A 19,437-nucleotide genomic window follows, 5' to 3' on the forward strand; every position below is an offset into this window, starting at 1 on the left:
CGGGGGTTGCCGAGCCGGGGGTTGTCGACGCCGCTGGCGCGGCCGGGGTGACCGGCGCGGGCGGCGGCTCAGCCGGCGGCGGGCCGTCCGGCGGGGTGGCGTCGACGGGAATGGGCGCACCGAGCCAGCCCTCGCCGTCCCAGTAACGCCGGGTCTCGGTGTCGGCGGGGTCGACGTACCAGCCGGGTTGAACGCTCACGCCGTCGCTCCGCTTCGCTTCGCGGCGGCGCGAGGCGCCACGCTACTGAGCCTGCTGGTTTGCTCGCTGCCCTCGCTCACTGGGACACCTTAACGACGACAGTGCCGGCGAACTTGTCGTGGAGGCACTGCTGCCACGGCTTGTCCCAGAGCTGCCACAACCCGTCGAGGTAGCTCAGCCCCGGGAAGAAGCCAGAGAGCTGCTGCACCAGGAACCGCTTCGCGGCGGCCGGGCGGTCGAGGGAGCGCGTCGGATCCAGCGGCACGATCCGCAGGTTCATCATCTTCTTGCCGAAGGTCTGGCCGGTCTTGAACATCATCTCGACGTGATAGACGTACGCGAGCACGAGCGATATCGCGATGATCCCCAGGTCGAGCCAGAGCAGGGGCAGCAGGAGCTCGCGAACGAAGTCGACCTCGCCAAGCGAGCCGTCCGACGCGAACAGGGTGATGTCGGGCGCAACGACAACGAGGAAGATGATCGCCGCGGGCACCGCGAGCACCAGGCCGACCACCATGAAGACCGCGGCGTCGAGCAACATGGCCAGTAGTCGATCGCTGAAGCTGGCCAGCGGCTGTCCACCCGGGGTGAGCGTCGGGGGCGGGAACGCCGGTCGCGGTGGTCCGCCGTAGAACTGCGGCGGGGCGTACCCGGGTGGGGCGTACTGCGGCGGCGCGGCGTACCCGTGGGGGTGTGGGCCGGGTTGCGGCGCGAAGCCGCCGGCGGTGGGTCGGGGCCCACCGGCCGGCGGCGTCGGGTACGACGGAGGTTGCGTCACGCTCGCAAGTGTTACAGGTTGCCGCGGGCTTCCTGTTCCCGCTCGATCGCCTGGAAGAGCGCCTTGAAGTTGCCCTTGCCGAAGCCCAGCGATCCGTGCCGCTCGATCAGCTCGAAGAAGACCGTGGGACGGTCCTGCACCGGCTTGGTGAAGATCTGGAGCAGGTAGCCGTCCTCGTCCCGGTCGACCAGGATCTTGCGGGCCTTCAGCTCCTCGATCGGCACCCGCACGTTGCCGATCCGCTCGCGCAGCTCCGGGTCGTCGTAGTACGAGTCCGGGGTGTCCAGGAAGTCGACACCGGCGGCGCGCATCGCGTCGACGCTGGCCAGGATGTCGTTGGTGGCGACGGCGATGTGCTGAGCGCCCGGGCCCTGGTAGAACTCCAGGTACTCGTCGATCTGGGACTTCTTGCGGGCGATCGCCGGCTCGTTGAGCGGGAACTTCACCTTCCGGGTGCCGTTCGCCACCACCTTGCTCATCAGCGCCGAGTAGTCGGTGGCGATGTCGTCGCCGATGAACTCCGCCATGTTGGAGAAGCCCATCACCCGCTTGTAGAACTCGACCCACTCGTCCATCCGGCCCAGCTCCACGTTGCCGACCACGTGGTCGACGGCCTGGAAGAAGCGCTTCGGCTGGATGCCGGCGTCGATCATCGGCTGCCGGTCCACGATCGGGCCCCGGGCAACAAAGCCGGGCAGGAACGGGCCGGCGTAGCGGGACCGGTCGACAAGCGTGTGCCGGGTGTCGCCGTACGCGGCGATGGCGGCCATCCGGACCGTGCCGTGCTCGTCGGTCACCTCGTGCGGCTCGACGACGCTGGCGGCGCCCTGCGCGACGGCGTGCGCGTACGCGGCGTCCACGTCCGGGACCTCCAGCGCGATGTCGCTGATCCCGTCGCTGTGCCGGGCCACGTGCTCGGCGCCGTCGGCGTCCGGGCGCACCGCGCCGGTCAGCACGAACCGGGCCGAGCCGCTGGTCAGCACGTACTGGGCGTGGTCCCGGTAGCCCTGCTCGGGGCCTCGGTACGCCACGCAGGTCATGCCGAAGGCGGTGGAGTAGTAGTGGGCGGCCTGCTTGGCGTTGCCGACCAGGAAGTGCACGTGGTCGAGGCCCCGGACCGGGAACGGGTCGTGGCTGATGTCGTGGTCGACAGCGCCGACGAGCCGGTCGACGTCGACGTCCTCGGTCGACAGGGGTCGGTCGATCGCCTGGGTCATGGTGGGCTCCCTCGCGTACCGGCCGGCCTTGTGGGCCGCCGTGGTCGGTTCTTGTGGCGAGGATCGCTGCCCCGACCCGGGGTGGGCAACTGTTGCCACAAAGGCTGGTCAGGTTGCGCATTCGGTATGGTGTTCACTCATGAATGGTGAGCAGAATGTACAGCTCGACACGCTCGACGTGCGCTTGATCGAACTGCTCGCCGAGGAGCCGCGGGTCGGGGTGCTGGAGTGCTCCCGGCGGCTCGGGGTGGCCCGGGGGACCGTGCAGGCGAGGCTGGACAAGCTGGTCGAGCGGCGGGTCATCGAGGGCTTCGGCCCGGAGATCTCACCGGCCGCGATCGGGTTCGGGGTGACCAGCTTCGTCACCCTGGAGATCAGTCAGCGGCACGGCCACGACCCGGTCACCGCCCACCTCGCCGCCATTCCCGAGGTCCTGGAGGCGCACACCATCACCGGCTCCAGCGACCTGCTCTGCCGGATCGTGGCCCGCTCCAACACCGACCTGCAACGGGTCATCGACCAGATCGTGTCGTCCGCGGGCATCACCCGGGCCTCGACGATCATCGCGCTGGCCGAGCAGATCCCCTACCGCACGCTGCCGCTGGTGCGCAGCGCTGTGCGGGCCGAGGGAAGAGCGCTGTAACACCTCCGAGCCCAGAAAGCGCGACGACACGGCGGCGCGAGCGTACGGAAGATCCGTGATCGTGGCTACGGTGTGCGGGTGGCGAAGGGGAGCGTGCGCGGTGGGCTGCTGCTCGGCCTCGCCGTGGTCGTCGCTCTCGCCGCGACCGGCGTGTGGAACCCGTTCCCCGGTTTGTGGGAGTGGGTGGACCGCAGCGAACCCATCTCCGAGCCGGACGTGGTCTGGCAGCAACGGGTCGGCGGCACTCCGCGCAGCGTGACCATCGCCGGCGACGCGGTCGTGGTCGAGCAGCGCACCCGGGTCGAGGCCCGCAGCCTGGCCACCGGCGCCCAGCTCTGGGAGCGCAAGGCGGACTGGGCGGCGGTCGCCGGCGGCGACCGCGACCCGGTCGTGGCGGTGGGCAAGCTCCTGGTCAAGGGGTACGAGCTGCTCGACCCGACGACCGGGGTGACCCGGCGACGCGACGGTGACGCGGTGGCCGTCTGGACGTACCGCAACCTGTTCCTCGACGCCCGGTGCACGGACGCCACCGACTGCACGCTGAGCGCCTGGGACCCGCGCGGCACCGCGCCGCTCTGGACGGCCTTCCTGCCCGGGGTGCACAGCGGCCTGCTCGCCGACAACCCCGGTCTGCGCGGCACCCGCCGGCTCACCGCCACCCGGATCGACGACGGCGTGGCCGGGGCGGAGGCCGCGCCACCGCTGCTCGGCTTCCCGGTCGACGGTCGGGTGCACGTGGTCGACACCGCCACCGGCCGGGTGTTGCAGAACGTCGAGCCCGGCCGGGACGAGCGGCTCTCCGTGGTGGGCGGCCGGCTGCTGCGGATCGCCGCCCGCTCCCAGGACGGCACCTGTTACTTCGCCATCTCCGCGCGGGACTCGGCGACCGGGCAGGAGGCGTGGCAGCGGGCCGGCGTCAACCTGCGCACCGCCGACTCCGCCGGCTGTGTGCAACGCGAGGACCCGCAGGGTGCGCGGAACGTGCTGATCGGCGTCGCTCCGGACGCCCGCGAGGCGGTCATCGACGGGTACGACGGCCGGCTGCTCTGGGTCGGTGAGCCGGGCACCAGGTTGATCGCGGTGGACGATCGTTTCGCGGTGTTCCGGGCCGCCGACAAGCGCTCGGTGATCGCCCGTGAACTGGGCACCGAGAAGGTGCTCTGGACGCGGCAGGCCAGCGGCAAGGCCGGAGCCGCGCTCACCCCGTACGCGGCGGTGGTGGCCGACGAGAAGCCGTCGCGGCTGGCGGCACTGGACCCGCGCACCGGCCGGGAGCTGGCCGCCCTGCGCACCTCGGCGAACGCCCTCGCCGTCGGCTCGCAGGGCATGATCATTGGGGAGGGGCGGGAGATCGGGTACGTCCGCTGGGGCACGTCCGGAAGCTCGCCCACCCGGCCACCCGGCGACGGTGGGAATCCCGGCCCGGGCGGCACCGGCCCCGGCGGTCCGAACAACGGCGACTGCGGGCCGAAGGGGGAACTCTGCCCCGACCCGGACGGCGGCAAGGACGGCTGAGCGGGCGGTTCGCCCGATGATCCGGACGGCGGCCGGGCCCGACGCGCCTGGTGGATGAGAGCGGCGTCCCAGGACCCGCCCGGCGGGTGGGAGTGATCGACCGGTCTGCCCTAGGCTTGCCGCTCATGAGCAGTGCCGCCGCATTCTCGTACGCCCCTCTGCTGCCGACCGGCCCGGACCAGACGGACTATCGCCTGGTCACCGACGAGGGCGTGGACGTCGTACACGGCCCGGGAGGCCGTCGGTTCCTCACCGTGGAGCCGGCCGCGCTCACCGCGCTGACCGCCGAGGCGATGCACGACATCGCGCACTTCCTGCGCCCCGCGCACCTGGCGCAGCTCCGGACGATCATCGACGATCCGGCCGCCTCGCCGAACGACCGGTTCGTCGCCCTGGACCTGCTGCGCAACGCCAACATCGCCGCCGGCGGTGTCCTGCCCATGTGTCAGGACACCGGCACCGCCATCGTGATGGGCAAACGCGGTCGGCACGTGCTGACCGACGGTGCCGACGCGGAGGCCATCTCCCGGGGCGTCTACCAGGCGTACACCAAGCTCAACCTGCGCTACTCCCAGCTCGCCCCGCTGACCATGTGGGACGAACGGAACACCGGCAGCAACCTGCCCGCCCAGGTGGACCTGTACGCCGAGGACCCGGACGGGCACCCCGACGCGTACAAGTTCCTGTTCATGGCCAAGGGCGGTGGCTCGGCCAACAAGTCGTACCTCTACCAGGAGACGAAGGCGCTGCTCAATCCAACGCGGATGATGCAGTTCCTGGAGGAGAAGCTGCGGCTGATCGGCACCGCCGCCTGCCCGCCGTACCACCTGGCCATCGTCATCGGCGGCACCTCCGCCGAGTACGCGCTGAAGACCGCGAAGTACGCCAGCGCCAAGTATCTTGACGCGCTGCCCACCTCGGGTTCGATGAGCGCGCACGGCTTCCGCGACCTGGAGCTGGAGGCGGAGGTGCTGGAGCTGACCCGCAACTTCGGCATCGGCGCGCAGTTCGGCGGGCGGTACTTCTGCCACGACGTACGGGTGGTCCGGTTGCCCCGGCACGGCGCGTCCTGCCCGGTGGCGATCGCGGTCTCCTGCTCCGCGGACCGCCAGGCCGTCGCCAAGATCACCCCGTCGGGCGTGTGGCTGGAGCGGCTCGAAACCGACCCGGCGCGGTTCCTGCCCGACGTCACCGACGATTCGCTCGACGCCGAGCTGGTCGTCCGGGTCGACCTGAACCGACCGATGGACGAGATCCGCGCCGAGCTGTCGAAGTACCCGGTGAAGACGCGGCTCTCGCTCTCCGGGCCGCTGGTGGTCGCCCGGGACATCGCGCACGCCAAGATCGCCGAGCGGCTGGACGCCGGTGAGCCGATGCCGCGGTACCTGCGTGACCACGCCGTCTACTACGCTGGCCCGGCGAAGACCCCCGAGGGGTACGCGTCCGGCTCGTTCGGCCCGACCACCGCCGGCCGGATGGACGCCTACGTGGAGAAGTTCCAGGCCGCCGGCGGCTCGCAGGTGATGCTGGCCAAGGGCAACCGGTCGGGTCAGGTGACCCGCTCCTGCCAGCAGCACGGCGGCTTCTACCTCGGCTCGATCGGCGGCCCGGCGGCCCGCCTCGCCCAGGACTGCATCAAGCACGTCGAAGTGCTCGAATACGCGGAGCTGGGCATGGAGGCGGTCTGGAAGATCGAGGTGGAGGACTTCCCCGCCTTCATCGTGGTCGACGACAAGGGCAACGACTTCTTCGCCGAGGTCACCAAGCCGGTGCTCACCGTCGGCCGCCGCTGACCCGACAGGCACGCAAACGGGCGCCGGGCAAAATAGCCCGGCGCCCGTTCTGTCGTCCGTGCTCTGCCGACATCGGTACGCCCGCCCCGCTGGGGTGGGACGGGCGCACCGCCCCCGTCGGATGCCGTCACCGACAACCCGGACCGAGTGTGCTGCGCACCGCTGTCGATCCGCTCTCAGATCACTATCGCCTGGCCGAGGCGGTCCGTCACCACCGGACTACTCTGCTGGAAGTTGCACCATTGATGCGGGAGAGCAGATGCGGTTCGGGATCCTGGGGCCCCTGCGGGTGGGTGGTGGCGAGTCCACTGTCACCGCGGGACGCGACCGGATCGTGCTCGCCATGCTGTTGTTGCGGGCCGGCCGGCTGGTGCCGGTCGACGAACTGGTCGACGCGGTATGGGAGGACCGGCCGCCCGCCACCGCCCGCGCCCAGTTGCAGACCTGCGTGTCCCGGTTGCGTCGCCGGTTCGCCGAACTCGGGCTGGCACCGGAGCTCATCGTCACCGACCCGGCCGGGTACGGCATGCGTATCGCACCGAACGACCTGGACACCGAGGTCTTCGCCCGGGGCGTGGAGGCGGCCCGCGCCCTGGTCGCCGCCGGCCGGCTGGCCGAGGCGCGTACGGGATTCCGCGCCGCGTTGGCGCTGTGGCGGGGGCCGACACTCGCCGGCATCCCGAGCCGTAGCGTCCGCCGCCGCGCGCAGGCGCTCGACGAGCAACGCCTCACCGCGTTGGAGGAGTGCGTCGACGTCGAGTTGCGCCTCGGTCAGGCAGCCGAGCTGATCGAGGAACTGGCGGAGAGCGTCGACCGGCACCCGTTGCGGGAGCGTCTGCGAGGCCAACTGATGCTGGCGCTGTCCTCGGTCGGGCGGCAGGCCGACGCACTCGCCGTCTACCGCGAGGGCCGGCGGATCTACGCCGACGAGCTGGGCATCGAACCGGGGGTCGACCTGCAGGAGCTGCACCAACGGGTGCTCGCCGGCGACCTGGCCCTGGCCGGCCGACCGTCCGGACCCGCCGGCGCGGTCCGCTCGCTGCCCCGGGCGATCGGGGACTTCGTCGGTCGGCAGGAGACCGTGGCCCGCCTGGTGAAGGAGGTGGAGGCGGGTGCCCGGATCCAGCTCATCGACGGCATGGCCGGCAGCGGCAAGACCACCCTCGCGGTGCACATCGCCACAGCCCTCGCGGACGACTACCCGGACGCCCAGCTCTACATCGACCTGCACGGGCACAGCGAGCGCACCCCGTTGACGCCGGCCGCGGCGGTCGCCACGCTCCTGCGGCAGCTCGGTGTGCCCGCCGAGAGGGTGCCGACGAGCCAGGACGACCGGTTGGCGCTCTGGCGCAGCGAGCTGGTTGGTCGGCGGGCCCTGCTGGTGCTCGACAACGCGGCGACCGCTGACCAGGTGACGCCGCTGCTGCCCAACGGCTCGCACTGCCTGATCCTGATCACCAGCCGCCGTCGGCTGGTCGGGGTGGATGAGGGGCGACCGTCGTCGCTGCCCGTGCTCGACAGCGACGAGGCGGTCGAGTTGCTCGGGCGGGTCGTCGGCGTGACCCGGGTGGCGGCGGAGCCGCAGGCGGCCACCGAGGTCGTCCGACGCTGCGGACACCTGCCGCTGGCCATCCGGCTGGCCGGTGCCCGACTGGCACACCGACCCCGTTGGCGCATCGCCGACCTGGCCGAGCGGCTGACCAGCCGACCGGATCCGCTGGCCGAGTTCGAAGCGGGCGAGCGGTCGGTCGGCCGCGCCTTCGCCCTGTCGTACGCCCAGGTGTCCCCGGTCGCGCAGCGCGCATTCCGGTTGTTGGGCCTGCACCCCGGGGTGCGGTTCGACCCCCCGGTGGCCGCCGCTCTCACCGGGCAGCCGCTTCCGAGGGCGCAGGACCTGCTCGACGAGCTGGTCGACGCGAACCTGGTCGAGGAGACGGAGCCCGGCCGCTACCGGCTGCACGACCTGGTACGGGAGTACGCGCGGACGCTCGTCGCCGAGCCGGAGTGGGCGGGCGAACGGCGGGACGCCATCGAGGGTCTGCTCGACCATCACCTGCATGTCGCCACGGTGATTGCCCGCAAGAGGGAACTCTCCTCCAGCTTCACCCTGGCGCCGCTGCCCGAGCCGGCGCGTCCCGATCTGGTCCTGCCCGTCGCCGAGCAGGGCCGAGGATGGTTCGACGACAACCTGGCCGCGTTGACCGCCCTGGTCCGCCTGGCCGAGGCGGAGGGCTTCCCCCGGCACTGCTGGCAACTGGCGCGAGCCTGCTGGTACGCCCAGTTCGAGAGCGGTCACCTCGACGAGCTGATCGAGACGCATGCGGTCGGACTGCGTGCGGCCGAACAACTTGGCGACGAGGGGGCGGTGGCGATGATGCTCAACTACCTCGCCTCGGCCCACTACCGTCTGGGTCGGTTCGCCGAGTCGAACCGGCTCATGGAGATGGCGCTCGACGTCTACCGCCGGCTCGGGTTGCAGAGCGATGTGCGCAACACCCTGGGGAATCTGGGCAACTCGTATGTCGCCAATGGCGACTATCGCCGGGGCCGGGAGTACCTGGAAGCAACCGCGGCGCTGGCGCGGCAGATGCAGGAGCAGGTGTCACTGGCGAACACGCTCAACAATCTGTCGATCACCCTGCTCGACTGGGGCCGGTACGACGAGGCGCTGGGCACCTGTCGACGGCATCTCTCGCTGGCGCGGGAGCTTGGCGACCCGCGACAGATCGGCAACGCGTTGGGGCACCTGGGCATGATCCGCCACCGGTTGGGTGACGCGGAGCCGGCACGTCGGTTGCTGCGCTCGGCCCTACGCCTCAAGCGGCAGGCCGGCGCCCGGTTCGGTGAGGGTGAGGTGCTGAACGAGATCGGAACGATGGAGCGTGAGGCCGGCCGTCCGGAACGGGCCGCCGACCTGCATCGTGCGGCGCTCGTCGCGATGACCGAGGTGGGCGACCGCATTGCCCAGTGCGGCTCGCGCAATCTGCTGGCCCGGGCGATCCTGGAGCAGGGGGACGTCGCCAGCGCGCTCGACCTGCACCGCCGGGTGCTCGCCGACGCCAGCCGACTCGGCGCCCGCTACGAGAAGGCCCGGGCGTTGGAGGGCATCGCCCGCTGCGTACGGGACACGGATCCGACGGCGGCCCGCGCGCACCTGGAGCAGGCGCTGGCGCTGTTCCGGCAGATCGAGTCGCCGGACCAGCACGAGGTGGAACGACTGCTCACCGAGTTGGGCTGACGGATCATCTGCGAGTCGGCCACCAGCGCGGCAGGATGGTACGCGTGACGACTCCAGAGGCGACCGGTTACCGCATCGAACGCGACTCGATGGGCGAGGTGGAGGTGCCCGCCGAGGCGCTGTGGCGGGCGCAGACCCAGCGTGCCGTGCAGAATTTCCCGATTTCCGGCCGGGGTCTCGAACCGGCCCAGATCAAGGCCCTCGCGCAGATCAAGGGCGCGGCGGCCGAGGTCAACGGCGAGCTGGGCGTGATCGACGCCAACGTGGCCGCCGCCATCGCCGCCGCGGCCGCGCACGTGGCCGACGGCGGTTACGACGACCAGTTCCCGGTGGACGTGTTCCAGACCGGCTCGGGCACGTCGTCGAACATGAACACCAACGAGGTGATCGCCACCCTGGCGAGCCGTGAGCTGGGCTCACCTGTGCACCCGAACGACCACGTCAATGCCTCCCAGTCGAGCAACGACGTCTTCCCGTCCTCGATCCACCTGGCGGCCACCCAGTTCATCGTGGAGGACCTGCTGCCGTCGCTGGCCCATCTGGCGTCGGCGTTGGAGGCCAAGGCCGCCGAGTTCGAGACGGTGGTCAAGGCCGGGCGTACGCACCTGATGGACGCCACGCCGGTCACCCTCGGTCAGGAGTTCGGTGGGTACGCCGCCCAGGTCCGCTACGGGATCGAACGGCTGGAGGGCGCCCTGCCCCGACTGGCCGAGCTGCCGTTGGGCGGCACCGCCGTGGGCACCGGGATCAACACCCCGCTCGGCTTCGCCGCTGCCGTGATCGACAAGCTGCGCGAGTCGACCGGGTTGCCGCTGAGCGAGGCGCGGAACCACTTCGAGGCGCAGGGCGCGCGGGACGCGCTGGTGGAGACCTCGGGGCAGTTGCGGACCGTGGCGATCGGTCTCTACAAGATCGCCAATGACATCCGCTGGATGGGTTCCGGCCCCCGCGCCGGTCTGCGTGAGCTGCGTATCCCCGACCTCCAGCCCGGCTCGTCGATCATGCCGGGCAAGGTCAACCCGGTGGTCGCCGAGGCCATGCGGCAGGTCTGCGCCCAGGTGATCGGCAACGACGCGACGGTCGGGTTCGCCGGATCGCAGGGCGACTTCGAGCTGAACGTGATGCTCCCCGTGATGGGTCGCAACCTGCTGGAATCGATCCGGCTGCTCTCCGCGGTGAGCCGGCTCTTCGCCGACCGGCTGGTGGCCGGCCTGGTCGCGGACGCCGAGGTCTGTTTGGCGTACGCCGAGGGCTCACCGTCGATCGTCACCCCACTCAACCGCTACCTGGGGTACGACGAAGCCGCGTCGATCGCCAAGGAGGCACTGGCCAAGCAGACCTCGATCCGCGAGGTGGTGATCTCCCGGGGGCACGTCGACTCCGGCAAGCTCACCGAGACCCAGCTCGACGAGACGTTGGACCTGCTCCGGATGACCCACCCCTGATCCGACCTAGCCCGCCCCGCCCTTGCCTGGCCTGCCCGCCCCGCCCTTGCCTGGCCCGCCCCGCCGCGCCCCACCGCGCCCCACCGCGCCCGGGCCCGCCGCGTCTGGGCCTGGCCTGGCCTGCCCTGCCCCTGCCCTGCTTGCCTCTGCCCTGCTCAGCGCAGGTGTCGGGGTCTCGCCCAGCCGAGGAATCGGGTGAAGAGCGCTGCGGGGTCCGGGCCGTCGTGCGGGTTGAGTCGGTACAGGTCGGCAGCCGCCTCGTGCAGGACCGTGCACAGGTAGATGTTCAACCCGATCCGGTCGTGCGCGTACTCCCGCCGGAGGGTGAGTCGGGCGACCGGGCACGGCCAGGGCGCGGCACAGACCCGGCAGAGCCAGAGCGGGCGCAGGGCCAGGTGCGGCCGACGTGGAGTCGTGGCACGGTCGGCCGGGGTGGTCCGGGACATGCGGCGGCCTTCCTTTCGACCTGAATCGTTTGTGGCATCACCGCGCCCCCGCTCGCCCCGAGCCGGGCTGCGCCAAGATCGCGCTCGATCCTGGATGTAGTGGCGCCCGCACGCCAGGACACCACTCTTTCCACGATTGAGCACGATCTTGCGAGGTCGGCCGGGATGGTCGTCGCGGGTCAGGGTCGGGGTGGTGAGCGTGGTCGGGTGGTGGGCGTGGTCGGGGATGTCTTGGGCGGATGCTTTGGAGCTGACTCGTTTGTGGCATCACCTTCGCCTGTCCTGGCGGGTGCGCTCCAGCTGTGGCGCGCTCGGGGCGGTGGCGCGCTCCGGCTGTGGCGCGCTCGGGGCGGTGGCACGCTCCGGCCGTGGCGTGCTTCGGCTGTCGAGTGCTTCGGCTGTGGTGTGCTTCGGGCTGTGGCGGGCTTCGGCTGTGGCTGTCTGGGAGGTGGGACCGCCCGGCACGGGGGAGCGGGCGGTCCCGTGCGGCGTCGGCAGATCCCGGGGGACGGGGAGCGGCGCCGCACTTCACAGTCTGGTGATCAGGCGACTACGGTCGGAAGGGTTTGGCCGCGTCGTCATAGTCGCCCTGTTTTGGGTGGCAGCGCCGCTGGCGACCGGCTGGAGATGATCGTCGGCGGGGTGGAGGGCGGGCACGGCATGGCCGATGGACAGATGACGGCGGCGGCGTTCCTGATCGCGGAGCTGCGCCGGGCGCGGGTTCGGCGCGGCTGGAGTCAGGACGAGCTGGCCAAGGCGGTCAACTACTCGGCGTCGATGGTCAGTGCCGTCGAGCTGGGCCAGCAGCCGCCCACCGCCAAGTACCTGGAACTCGTCGACCGCGCCCTGGACACCGGCGGCCTCTTCGGCCGGATGTCCACCGAACTGGTCAGCCTGGACAAGGCCCAGGTCTGGCTGCGCGGCTGGCGTGCCATCCTCGCGGAGGCGCGGGCGCTGCGATGGTTCGACCCGTTGCACGTTCCTGGGCTGCTGCAAACCGAGGACTATGCCCGCGCCATCTTCGAGTCGGACCGACTGCTCGATGCCGATGAGGTCGAGCGCAGGCTGGCGGACCGGATGGACAGCCAGCGGGTCCTCTATGGGGATCGCCCCCCGCACGTAGTCGCGGTGCTTGACGAGTCGGTGCTGAGGCGACGCGTCGGCGGTCGGAAGGTCATGTGCGAGCAGTCTCTGCACCTGGCGCGTTTGGCGACCGAGCATCCGCGGGTTCAGCTCCATGTGGTGCCTCGCTCGGCCGAGGAGTATCCCGGCCTGAACGGGCCATTTATCCTTGCCACCGTGGCCGACCATAGCGATCTTGCCTACCTTGGTGGCCAGATCGGCGGCCAAGAACTCGATCGCCCTTCGGATCTGTTACGTCTACAACGGACCTGGGAAGCTACCCTCGGGCAGGCGTTGCCACCGCAGGAGTCGATCGAGTTGCTGAGGGAAGTGGCAGAGTCGTGGAGTTGACCCGAGCCCGGTGGCGTAAGAGCAGCCGGAGTGGTTCCAACGACCAGTGCGTCGAGGTGGCGACGAATCTCGGGGACGTGGTCGGGGTGCGAGACAGCAAGGACTCGGACGGGCCCGTGCTCGTTGTCGACGCGTACTCCTGGCGGCTCTTCGTGGGCGCGCCCCCGCGCTGACCCGATCGCCTCGCCCGCGACGGCGGTCGGTTTCCGCGCAGCCGGCCCTGATAAACGGCTCGACGGGGTCTTGAGCAGGACGGATGATCCCGGGCTATGGGTGACGATGGCGCGGGTGTGCCGGCGGGGATCGAGCGGCTGCGGTTGCGGCGGCTGACCATGGCCGACGTGGACGCGCTGGTCGAGTTGGACAGCGACCCGGAGGTGATGCGGTACCTGACCGGTGGTGTCGCGACCCCGCTGGCCACCGTGCGCGATGAGCAGTTGCCGAGGCTGCTGGCCCAGTACGAGAGGCATCCAGGGTTGGGTCGGTGGGCGGCGCACGATCGGGAGTCCGGCGAGTTCCTGGGGTGGTTCGCGCTCGACCCGTCGGAGGACGGTACCGAGGCCGAGTTGGGGTACCGGCTGCGCCGCTCGACGTGGGGGCGGGGGCTGGCCACCGAGGGGTCGCGGGCGTTGGTCCGGTACGCCTTCGACACCGTCGGGGTGCGTCGGGTCTGGGCCGAGACGATGACGGTGAACGAACGCTCCCGGCGGGTGATGGTGAAGGCCGGGCTGCACTACGTGCGGACCTTCCACCTGCAGTGGGACGACCCGATTCCGGGCACGGAGCAGGGCGAGGTGGAGTACGAGGTGCGGGCCGAGGAGTGGGCGACCGTCGGTCAGGAGCGGCCGGCGGCCCGGCGGGCGCGGTAGGCGGTCACCGCGGCGCGGTTGCCGCAGCCGGCCTCGCAGAACCGCCGGGACCGGTTGCGGGACAGGTCGACCACCACGTTCTCGCAGTCCGGGTACTCGCAGATCCGCAGCCGGCTCAGCTCGCCGGCACGGACCAGGTCGGCCATCGCCATGGCGGCCTCCACCGCGATCCGGGTGGCCAGCGGCGCGTCGCGGGGCACGGCGTGCAGGTGGTACGGCTCGTCGTCGTGCTCGATGAGCTGGGGTAGCGCCTGGTGTTCCAGCAGCAGGCCGTTGACCACCGCGACGATCTCGGGTGGCTCGGCGTACCAGATGCGGCGCAGTTGGGGCCGCAGCTCCCGGACGGCCCGCAACTCGGCGTCGGTGTGTTCGTGCCGGCCGCTGTAGGAGTAGCGGACGAAGAACGCGTCCAGCGCCGCGATGTCGGGCAGCAACTCACCGTCCCGACCTGCGGTGTTGACCAACGCCGCGGCGGCGATCAGCGAACACTCGGTGTCATGAGCGAATAGCAACTTGACTCCTGTCATGGCTTCCGCCTAGCGTCATCAGCACAAGGATAGTTTGCTCATGACACGGTGCCCATCCCGAGGAGCGCGACATGCACTCACGACCTGCTGCCGGCGTCGGGTTGGCGCTGCTCTCCGCCGTCACCTTCGCCACCTCCGGTACCTTCGCGCGGTCGCTCATCGAGGCCGGCTGGTCAGCCGAGTCCGCGGTGATCGCCCGGGTCGGCGTGGCCGCCCTGGTGCTGGCGATCCCCGCCCTGCTGTCGCTGCGGGGCAGATGGCACGTGCTGCGGAGCAACGCCACGGCCATCGGGCTGTTCGGGCTCCTCGGGGTGGCCCTGGCCCAGGTGTGCTTCTTCAACGCCGTGCGCTACCTGCCGGTCGGTGTCGCGCTACTGCTGGAATACCTGGGCATCATCCTCGTCGTGGTCTGGATGTGGCTACGGCACGGGCAACCGCCCCGCCGGCTCACCGTCGCCGGGTCGGTGGCCGCGCTGGCCGGGCTGGCGTTCGTGCTCGACCTCGCCGGCACCGCCGACTTCCACCCGGTGGGCGTGCTCTGGGGACTGGGCGCGGCGTTCGGCCTGGCCGGATATTTCGTGCTCGCCGGCCGGGTCGACCCCCGGCTGTCCTCGGTCGCCATGGCCAGCGGTGGAATGGCCGTCGGCGCCGCCGTGCTGCTCCTCATCGGGCTGACCGGCCTGCTGCCACTGCACGCGACGTTCGGCGAGGTCACCTTCGCCGGACAGACCACAAGCTGGTTGCTGCCCATCGCCGGGCTCTCGCTGGTGGCCGCCGTCATCGCGTACCTCGCCGGTATCGCCGGTACCCGGATCCTCGGCCCCCGACTGTCGTCGTTCGTCGGGCTGACCGAGGTGCTCTTCGCGGTGCTGATCGCCTGGCTCTTCCTGAACGAGTTGCCCACCGGCTGGCAGTTGTTCGGCGGTGCGCTGATCGTCGCCGGCGTCGCCCTGGTCCGACTCGACGAACTGCGTGGGTCGCCAACGACGCCCGCAACGGCGTCGGCCTCGCCCGAGCCCGAGCTGGCGCTTGACGGTCGGTGAGTTCTGGGGTCGGTGAGAGAGTGGGCTTCGTGCTGACCACTGTGGTGTTCGATGCTGACGAGACGGTGCTGGACCTGCGTCCAGCGGTCACGGGCGGGCTGGTGGCCGTCCTCGACGAGATGCGGCGACGCACCTCGGCGGCGGCCGGGGTGACGCTCGCCGAACTGGAGTCGGACTGGGGCGCGGTCTTCGGCGAGCTGAAGGCCGCCCCGGTGGCGGAGATCCGGCGTGCCGCACTCGCCCGGTCGCTGGCCCGCGCCGAGCTGGTCGACCACCTCGACGAGATCGCGGACCTCTTCTTCGCCCACCGTTTCGCTCTCACCCGACCGTTCCCGGACGTGCCATCGGCGCTGGCCACACTCCGCGGCCGGTACACGCTGGGCTTCGCCACCAACGGCAACAGCCGCGCCGAACGGTGCGGGCTCGCCGGCGAGTTCGCCTTCGAGCTGTACGCGCACGAGAACGGCCTGCCCAAGAAACCGGCCCCAGAGTTCTACGCCGCGGTGGTCGCGGCGGCCGGGGTGCCGGCCGAGCAGATCGTGTACGTCGGCGACTCGTGGGAGCACGACGTGGTGGCGCCCCGGCGGGCCGGCCTGCGATCGGTGTGGCTGAACCGGCTCGGCCTGCCTCGCCCACCTGGCTGCACGCCCGACGCCGAAGTTTCCAACATGGCGGATCTGCCGGCCGCGCTGGCGGAGCTGGGCGTCGACGCGGTTGGTGTGTAAGTCGACCTGGCAGGTGCGTGTGTCCCTGCCGGTGTGGCCTGTGCCTGCGGGGACTGTGCCGGTGTGGCCTGTGCCTGCGTGGCTTGTGCCTGCGCGGTCTTTGCCGGTGGCTGCGCGGTCTTTGCCGGTGGCTGCGTGGCCTTTGCCGATGGCTGTGCGGCCGGCGCGCGGCTCGAACTGGCGGGATTCAGGGCCATAACGGGCGTTCAACTGGCGTAATCCGAAACGGTGTTGTGTGATGACTGCCACGTCCCTCAACGAGAGGATTTGATGTGGTGAGCAAGCGCTTCACCGCCCGTACGGTCGCGACCGCGGCAGTGCTGGCACTTACGGCTACGGGGTTGGGTGTACCGGCCAACGCCGCGCCGAGCGATTCCCGCACCTTCACCGTCGTCGCCGAGGATGGCGTCGCCGCCGACACGGCTGTCGCCGCGATCCGGGCAGCTGGCGGCACTGTCGTGTCCCGGTCCGACGAGGTCGGCATGTTCCAGGTCAGCAGCGACCGGGCTGACTTCGCGGCCAGGGCGACCGCCGCGCCGACGCTGATCGGCGCCGCCGAGCAGAAGGCCATCGGCCGCAAGCCCAAGCTGGACCGGGTCGAGCAGGAGGACCTGACGGCGGCGTCGGCGGGGGCCGCAGCCCGGCGCGGCGCCAAGATGGACCCGCTCGACGACAAGCTGTGGGGCCTGGAGATGATCCGGGCCGACGAGGCACGCAAGATCGAGCCGGGTGACCGTCGGGTGACCGTCGGCGTACTGGACACCGGCGTCGACGCCAGCAACCCGGACATCGCGCCGAACTTCAACTGGTCGCTGTCGCGTAACTTCGCGCCCGACCTGACCGACGTGGACGGCCCCTGCGAGGTGGCGAGCTGCCTCGACCCGGTCGGCACCGACGACGGCGGGCACGGCACCCACGTGGCCGGCACCATCGGCGCCGCGGCTAACGGCTTCGGCCTCTCCGGCGTCGCCCCGAACGTCTCGCTGGTCGAGCTCAAGGGCGGCCAGGACTCCGGCTACTTCTTCCTCGACCCGGTGGTCAACGCCCTGGTCTACGCCGGTCGGTCCGGCATCGACGTGGTCAACATGTCGTTCTACGTCGACCCGTGGCTCTACAACTGCACCGCCAACCCGGCCGACTCGCCCGAGGACCAGGCCGAGCAGCGGGCCATCATCAAGGCGATGAAGCGGGCGCTGATCTTCGCCCACGACAAGGGCGTCACCCTCGTCGGCGCGCTCGGCAACAACAACGAGGACCTGGGCGCACCGCGTACCGACGTCACGAGCCCCGACTACGGCGCCGACCCGTACGACCGCCCGATCGACAACGAGAGCTGCTGGGACCTGCCCACCGAGGGCCCGCACGTGATCGGTGTGTCGTCGGTCGGCCCGTCCGGTAAGAAGTCGGACTTCTCCAACTACGGCACCGAGCAGATCTCGGTCGCCGCGCCCGGTGGATTCGCGAGGGACGGCTTCGGGACCCCGACGTACAACACCCCCGGCAACCGGATCCTCTCCAGCTACCCGCTGAAGGTGCTCCAGGAGGAGCCCATCTCCGTCACCATCCCGGACCCCAAGGTGGACGCGGACGGCAACATCGATCCGCGCGTCGCCACGAGCGTGTTCAAGCAGTGCAAGGCCAACGGTGAGTGCGGGTACTACACCTACCTCCAGGGCACCTCGATGGCGTCCCCGCACGCCGCCGGCGTCGCCGCACTGATCGTCAGCCGGTACGGCAAGCCGCAGGGCCGGGGCAGCTTCGGCATGTCGCCGGACCAGGTCGAGCAGCACCTCTACCGCACGGCCGCGGAGCACGCCTGCCCGGAGCCGCGCCTGCAGCAGTACCGCAACGAGGGCCGGGACGAGACCTACGACGCGTACTGCGCCGGTGGGGTCAACTTCAACGGCTTCTACGGCTACGGGATCGTCGACGCCTACGCGGCGGTGAAGACCCCGTTCAAGCCGAACGCCCGCCCGTAGCGCACATCGCACTGCGGAGGTGGCCCAACCGCCACCGCCCCGGGGCCCGGTCGACACTCGTCGACCGGGCCCTGGGCCGTCCAGGGCCGCTGCCCGTCCGCCGCTCGGCGCCCGCCATGATCGACTCGGTCTCCATGAAGGCGCGGTGTTGGCGGCCGAAGGATCGCGCGGTTTCCAGGAACCCGAGATGATCCTGGTCATGTGGACGACCCCAGTCGCCAGCCACGGCTGACCAGCGCGTCGCGTACCTCTCGAAGCACCGCCGGGAACTCGCCGTGCAGCCGTCGGCTCGTCACGTGCAGGACCAGCCAACCCGCGGCGACCAACTGATTCAGCCGACGGCGGTCGCGGTGCAGCTGCTCCGCGTCGGAGTGCCACTGCCCGTCGTACTCGACCGCTACCCGATATCGCGGCCAGGCCAGATCGGGGTGCAGAACAACGCCGGTGGGCAGGCGTACCGGGTGTTGAACCGCTGGACGCGGCAGCCCGCCCAGCACCAACCGCACGCGTAGGTGTGACTCCGGCGGAGACTCGGCTCCGCCGTCGGCCAGGTCGAACACCCACCGCGCTCGTCGCCCACCCGGCCGGTCAGCATTGCGAGCAGCCATGGCTGCCAGGGTGTCGCGATCGGCAAGCCCCTGCCCGAGCAGCGAGTCGACGATGGCCACCGCCCGGACCGGGTCGAGCCAGACAGCCGTCTCCCAGGCGGCCCGCCCGGGGTCGGAGCGGGGGATCGGGAGGTCGCTCTCTCTGGGCCTGAGCGGGCTGGCCGCCCTCCACCCATCGCCTCGATCGGCCGCCACCATGCCCCCTGCTCGGACGGGCACGGCGACCGGGCGGGAGAGTTGTCGTGCTGGGCGTGGTGACGATCCGCCGGCAGGTGGGCGCGCTACTCCCGTAGGTCGCGCTGCACCACGTGGACGGCCAGCGCTCGTCGGTCGTCCTGCGTCCGCCATCGGCAAGGTGATGGTGTTGACGTGCACGCGGAGGCCTCGCTGTGGGCCGATCCGCAGCGGTCGGGGCACGAGGACGTGCACATCGTCGGTGAAGCTCGCGGCGTGCGGGACGCCGTGCAGGTAGGCGGCCGACGGGCCGCCGATCACCACTCCGGGCGGTAGTCGGAGGAGGGCGGCGCGACAGGCGAGGGCGTGGTCCCGGCCCAGCCGCGAATCGGCGTAGACGTCGTGGCGCAACCGCACCCAGGCGGAGTTGCGCAGCTGATGTTCGGTGAGCAGGCCGTCCCGGACAGCGTCGGAGCCGCGGAAGACCTGCCAGGCCAGGGCGTCGGGGCGATGCGGACGTGGTGGCATACCGAGCAGCCTGCCGACCACCGACTGGCCACCGAAACCCCTGTGGACAACCCGGCCTGTGCGTGCCGCCGCACCTGTGGACAACCACGAGTTCGCCTGCCGATCATGCTATGACAGCGGCCGAAGCGGCCGACCAATCGGGCATTCGGACCGCCGATGGGCGGTGATCCACTCGCGCTCCTGAAAGTCGGGTGGTCACCGACCTCGGGATGCCGCGACTTCCGGGAACCCGAGTCG

General features: G+C 70.9%; 17 protein-coding genes. 11 read left to right on the plus strand and 6 right to left on the minus strand.

Translation table 11 applies throughout. From position 1 onward, the window contains the following. The 3 genes from PSH25_RS09875 to hppD form a co-directional block, all read right to left on the minus strand. A partial coding sequence (locus PSH25_RS09875) for a DUF2510 domain-containing protein (RefSeq protein ID WP_238658732.1) occupies nt 1–199 on the minus strand: 199 nt, incomplete at its 3' end. Between the two features lie 76 nt (nt 200–275). Then, nucleotides 276–977 (minus strand): RDD family protein, encoded by a 702-nt coding sequence (locus tag PSH25_RS09880; RefSeq protein ID WP_238658733.1) that lies wholly within the window; start codon nt 975–977, stop codon nt 276–278. 11 nt (nt 978–988) lie between these two features. Further along, nucleotides 989–2,194, minus strand: coding sequence for a 4-hydroxyphenylpyruvate dioxygenase (gene hppD, locus PSH25_RS09885; RefSeq protein ID WP_238658734.1), 1,206 nt, complete (start codon nt 2,192–2,194; stop codon nt 989–991). Between the two features lie 139 nt (nt 2,195–2,333). On the opposite strand from hppD, the gene PSH25_RS09890 reads away from it, so the two are divergent. The 5 genes from PSH25_RS09890 to PSH25_RS09910 all read left to right on the plus strand — a co-directional run bounded on the left by PSH25_RS09890 (nt 2,334) and on the right by PSH25_RS09910 (nt 10,828). Beyond that, nucleotides 2,334–2,837 (plus strand): Lrp/AsnC family transcriptional regulator, encoded by a 504-nt coding sequence (locus tag PSH25_RS09890; protein WP_238658735.1) that lies wholly within the window; start codon nt 2,334–2,336, stop codon nt 2,835–2,837. Nucleotides 2,838–2,909: 72 nt separating this feature from the next. Beyond that, nucleotides 2,910–4,352, plus strand: coding sequence for a hypothetical protein (locus PSH25_RS09895; protein WP_372492757.1), 1,443 nt, complete (start codon nt 2,910–2,912; stop codon nt 4,350–4,352). 125 nt (nt 4,353–4,477) lie between these two features. Next, nucleotides 4,478–6,145, plus strand: coding sequence for a fumarate hydratase (locus PSH25_RS09900; protein ID WP_238658736.1), 1,668 nt, complete (start codon nt 4,478–4,480; stop codon nt 6,143–6,145). A 259-nt stretch (nt 6,146–6,404) separates the two neighbouring features. Next, nucleotides 6,405–9,383, plus strand: a complete 2,979-nt coding sequence (locus tag PSH25_RS09905; RefSeq protein ID WP_238658737.1) for an AfsR/SARP family transcriptional regulator — start codon at nt 6,405–6,407, stop codon at nt 9,381–9,383. Nucleotides 9,384–9,418: 35 nt separating this feature from the next. Then, nucleotides 9,419–10,828, plus strand: coding sequence for a class II fumarate hydratase (locus PSH25_RS09910; RefSeq protein ID WP_238658738.1), 1,410 nt, complete (start codon nt 9,419–9,421; stop codon nt 10,826–10,828). A gap of 155 nt (nt 10,829–10,983) precedes the next feature. On the opposite strand, the gene PSH25_RS09915 is transcribed toward PSH25_RS09910, so the two are convergent. Continuing rightward, nucleotides 10,984–11,274, minus strand: coding sequence for a hypothetical protein (locus PSH25_RS09915; protein WP_238658739.1), 291 nt, complete (start codon nt 11,272–11,274; stop codon nt 10,984–10,986). Nucleotides 11,275–11,934: 660 nt separating this feature from the next. Between PSH25_RS09915 and PSH25_RS09920 the strand changes: the two genes are divergently transcribed. The 3 genes from PSH25_RS09920 to PSH25_RS09930 all read left to right on the plus strand — a co-directional run bounded on the left by PSH25_RS09920 (nt 11,935) and on the right by PSH25_RS09930 (nt 13,616). Next, entirely contained in the window at nt 11,935–12,747 is an 813-nt protein-coding gene (locus PSH25_RS09920; protein ID WP_238658748.1) for a helix-turn-helix domain-containing protein, read from the plus strand. Next, nucleotides 12,738–12,920: a DUF397 domain-containing protein gene (locus tag PSH25_RS09925; RefSeq protein WP_238658740.1), complete on the plus strand. Its 183-nt coding sequence runs from the start codon at nt 12,738–12,740 to the stop codon at nt 12,918–12,920. Before PSH25_RS09920 ends, PSH25_RS09925 begins: the two co-directional genes overlap by 10 nt. Nucleotides 12,921–13,016: 96 nt before the next feature. Then, nucleotides 13,017–13,616, plus strand: coding sequence for a GNAT family N-acetyltransferase (locus PSH25_RS09930; protein ID WP_238658741.1), 600 nt, complete (start codon nt 13,017–13,019; stop codon nt 13,614–13,616). On the opposite strand, the gene PSH25_RS09935 is transcribed toward PSH25_RS09930, so the two are convergent. Beyond that, entirely contained in the window at nt 13,583–14,143 is a 561-nt protein-coding gene (locus PSH25_RS09935) for a CGNR zinc finger domain-containing protein (protein WP_238658742.1), read from the minus strand. The genes PSH25_RS09930 and PSH25_RS09935 overlap by 34 nt on opposite strands. Before the next feature lie 71 nt (nt 14,144–14,214). On the opposite strand from PSH25_RS09935, the gene PSH25_RS09940 reads away from it, so the two are divergent. The 3 genes from PSH25_RS09940 to PSH25_RS09950 all read left to right on the plus strand — a co-directional run bounded on the left by PSH25_RS09940 (nt 14,215) and on the right by PSH25_RS09950 (nt 17,890). Beyond that, nucleotides 14,215–15,186 carry an EamA family transporter gene (locus tag PSH25_RS09940; protein WP_238658743.1) on the plus strand — a complete coding sequence of 324 codons (972 nt, stop codon included), beginning with the start codon at nt 14,215–14,217 and terminating at the stop codon, nt 15,184–15,186. Nucleotides 15,187–15,215: 29 nt separating this feature from the next. Then, nucleotides 15,216–15,911, plus strand: a complete 696-nt coding sequence (locus tag PSH25_RS09945) for an HAD family hydrolase (RefSeq protein ID WP_238658744.1) — start codon at nt 15,216–15,218, stop codon at nt 15,909–15,911. Nucleotides 15,912–16,186: 275 nt separating this feature from the next. Further along, the gene (locus PSH25_RS09950; RefSeq protein WP_238658745.1) at nt 16,187–17,890 is read left to right on the plus strand and encodes a S8 family serine peptidase; all 1,704 of its coding nucleotides are present in this window, start codon (nt 16,187–16,189) and stop codon (nt 17,888–17,890) included. A gap of 197 nt (nt 17,891–18,087) precedes the next feature. On the opposite strand, the gene PSH25_RS09955 is transcribed toward PSH25_RS09950, so the two are convergent. Next, nucleotides 18,088–19,200, minus strand: coding sequence for a hypothetical protein (locus tag PSH25_RS09955; protein WP_238658746.1), 1,113 nt, complete (start codon nt 19,198–19,200; stop codon nt 18,088–18,090). Nucleotides 19,201–19,437 lie beyond the last annotated feature (237 nt).

It is taken from the genome of Micromonospora foliorum (assembly GCF_022229015.1).
GTDB classification, from domain to species: Bacteria; Actinomycetota; Actinomycetes; order Mycobacteriales; family Micromonosporaceae; genus Micromonospora; species Micromonospora foliorum.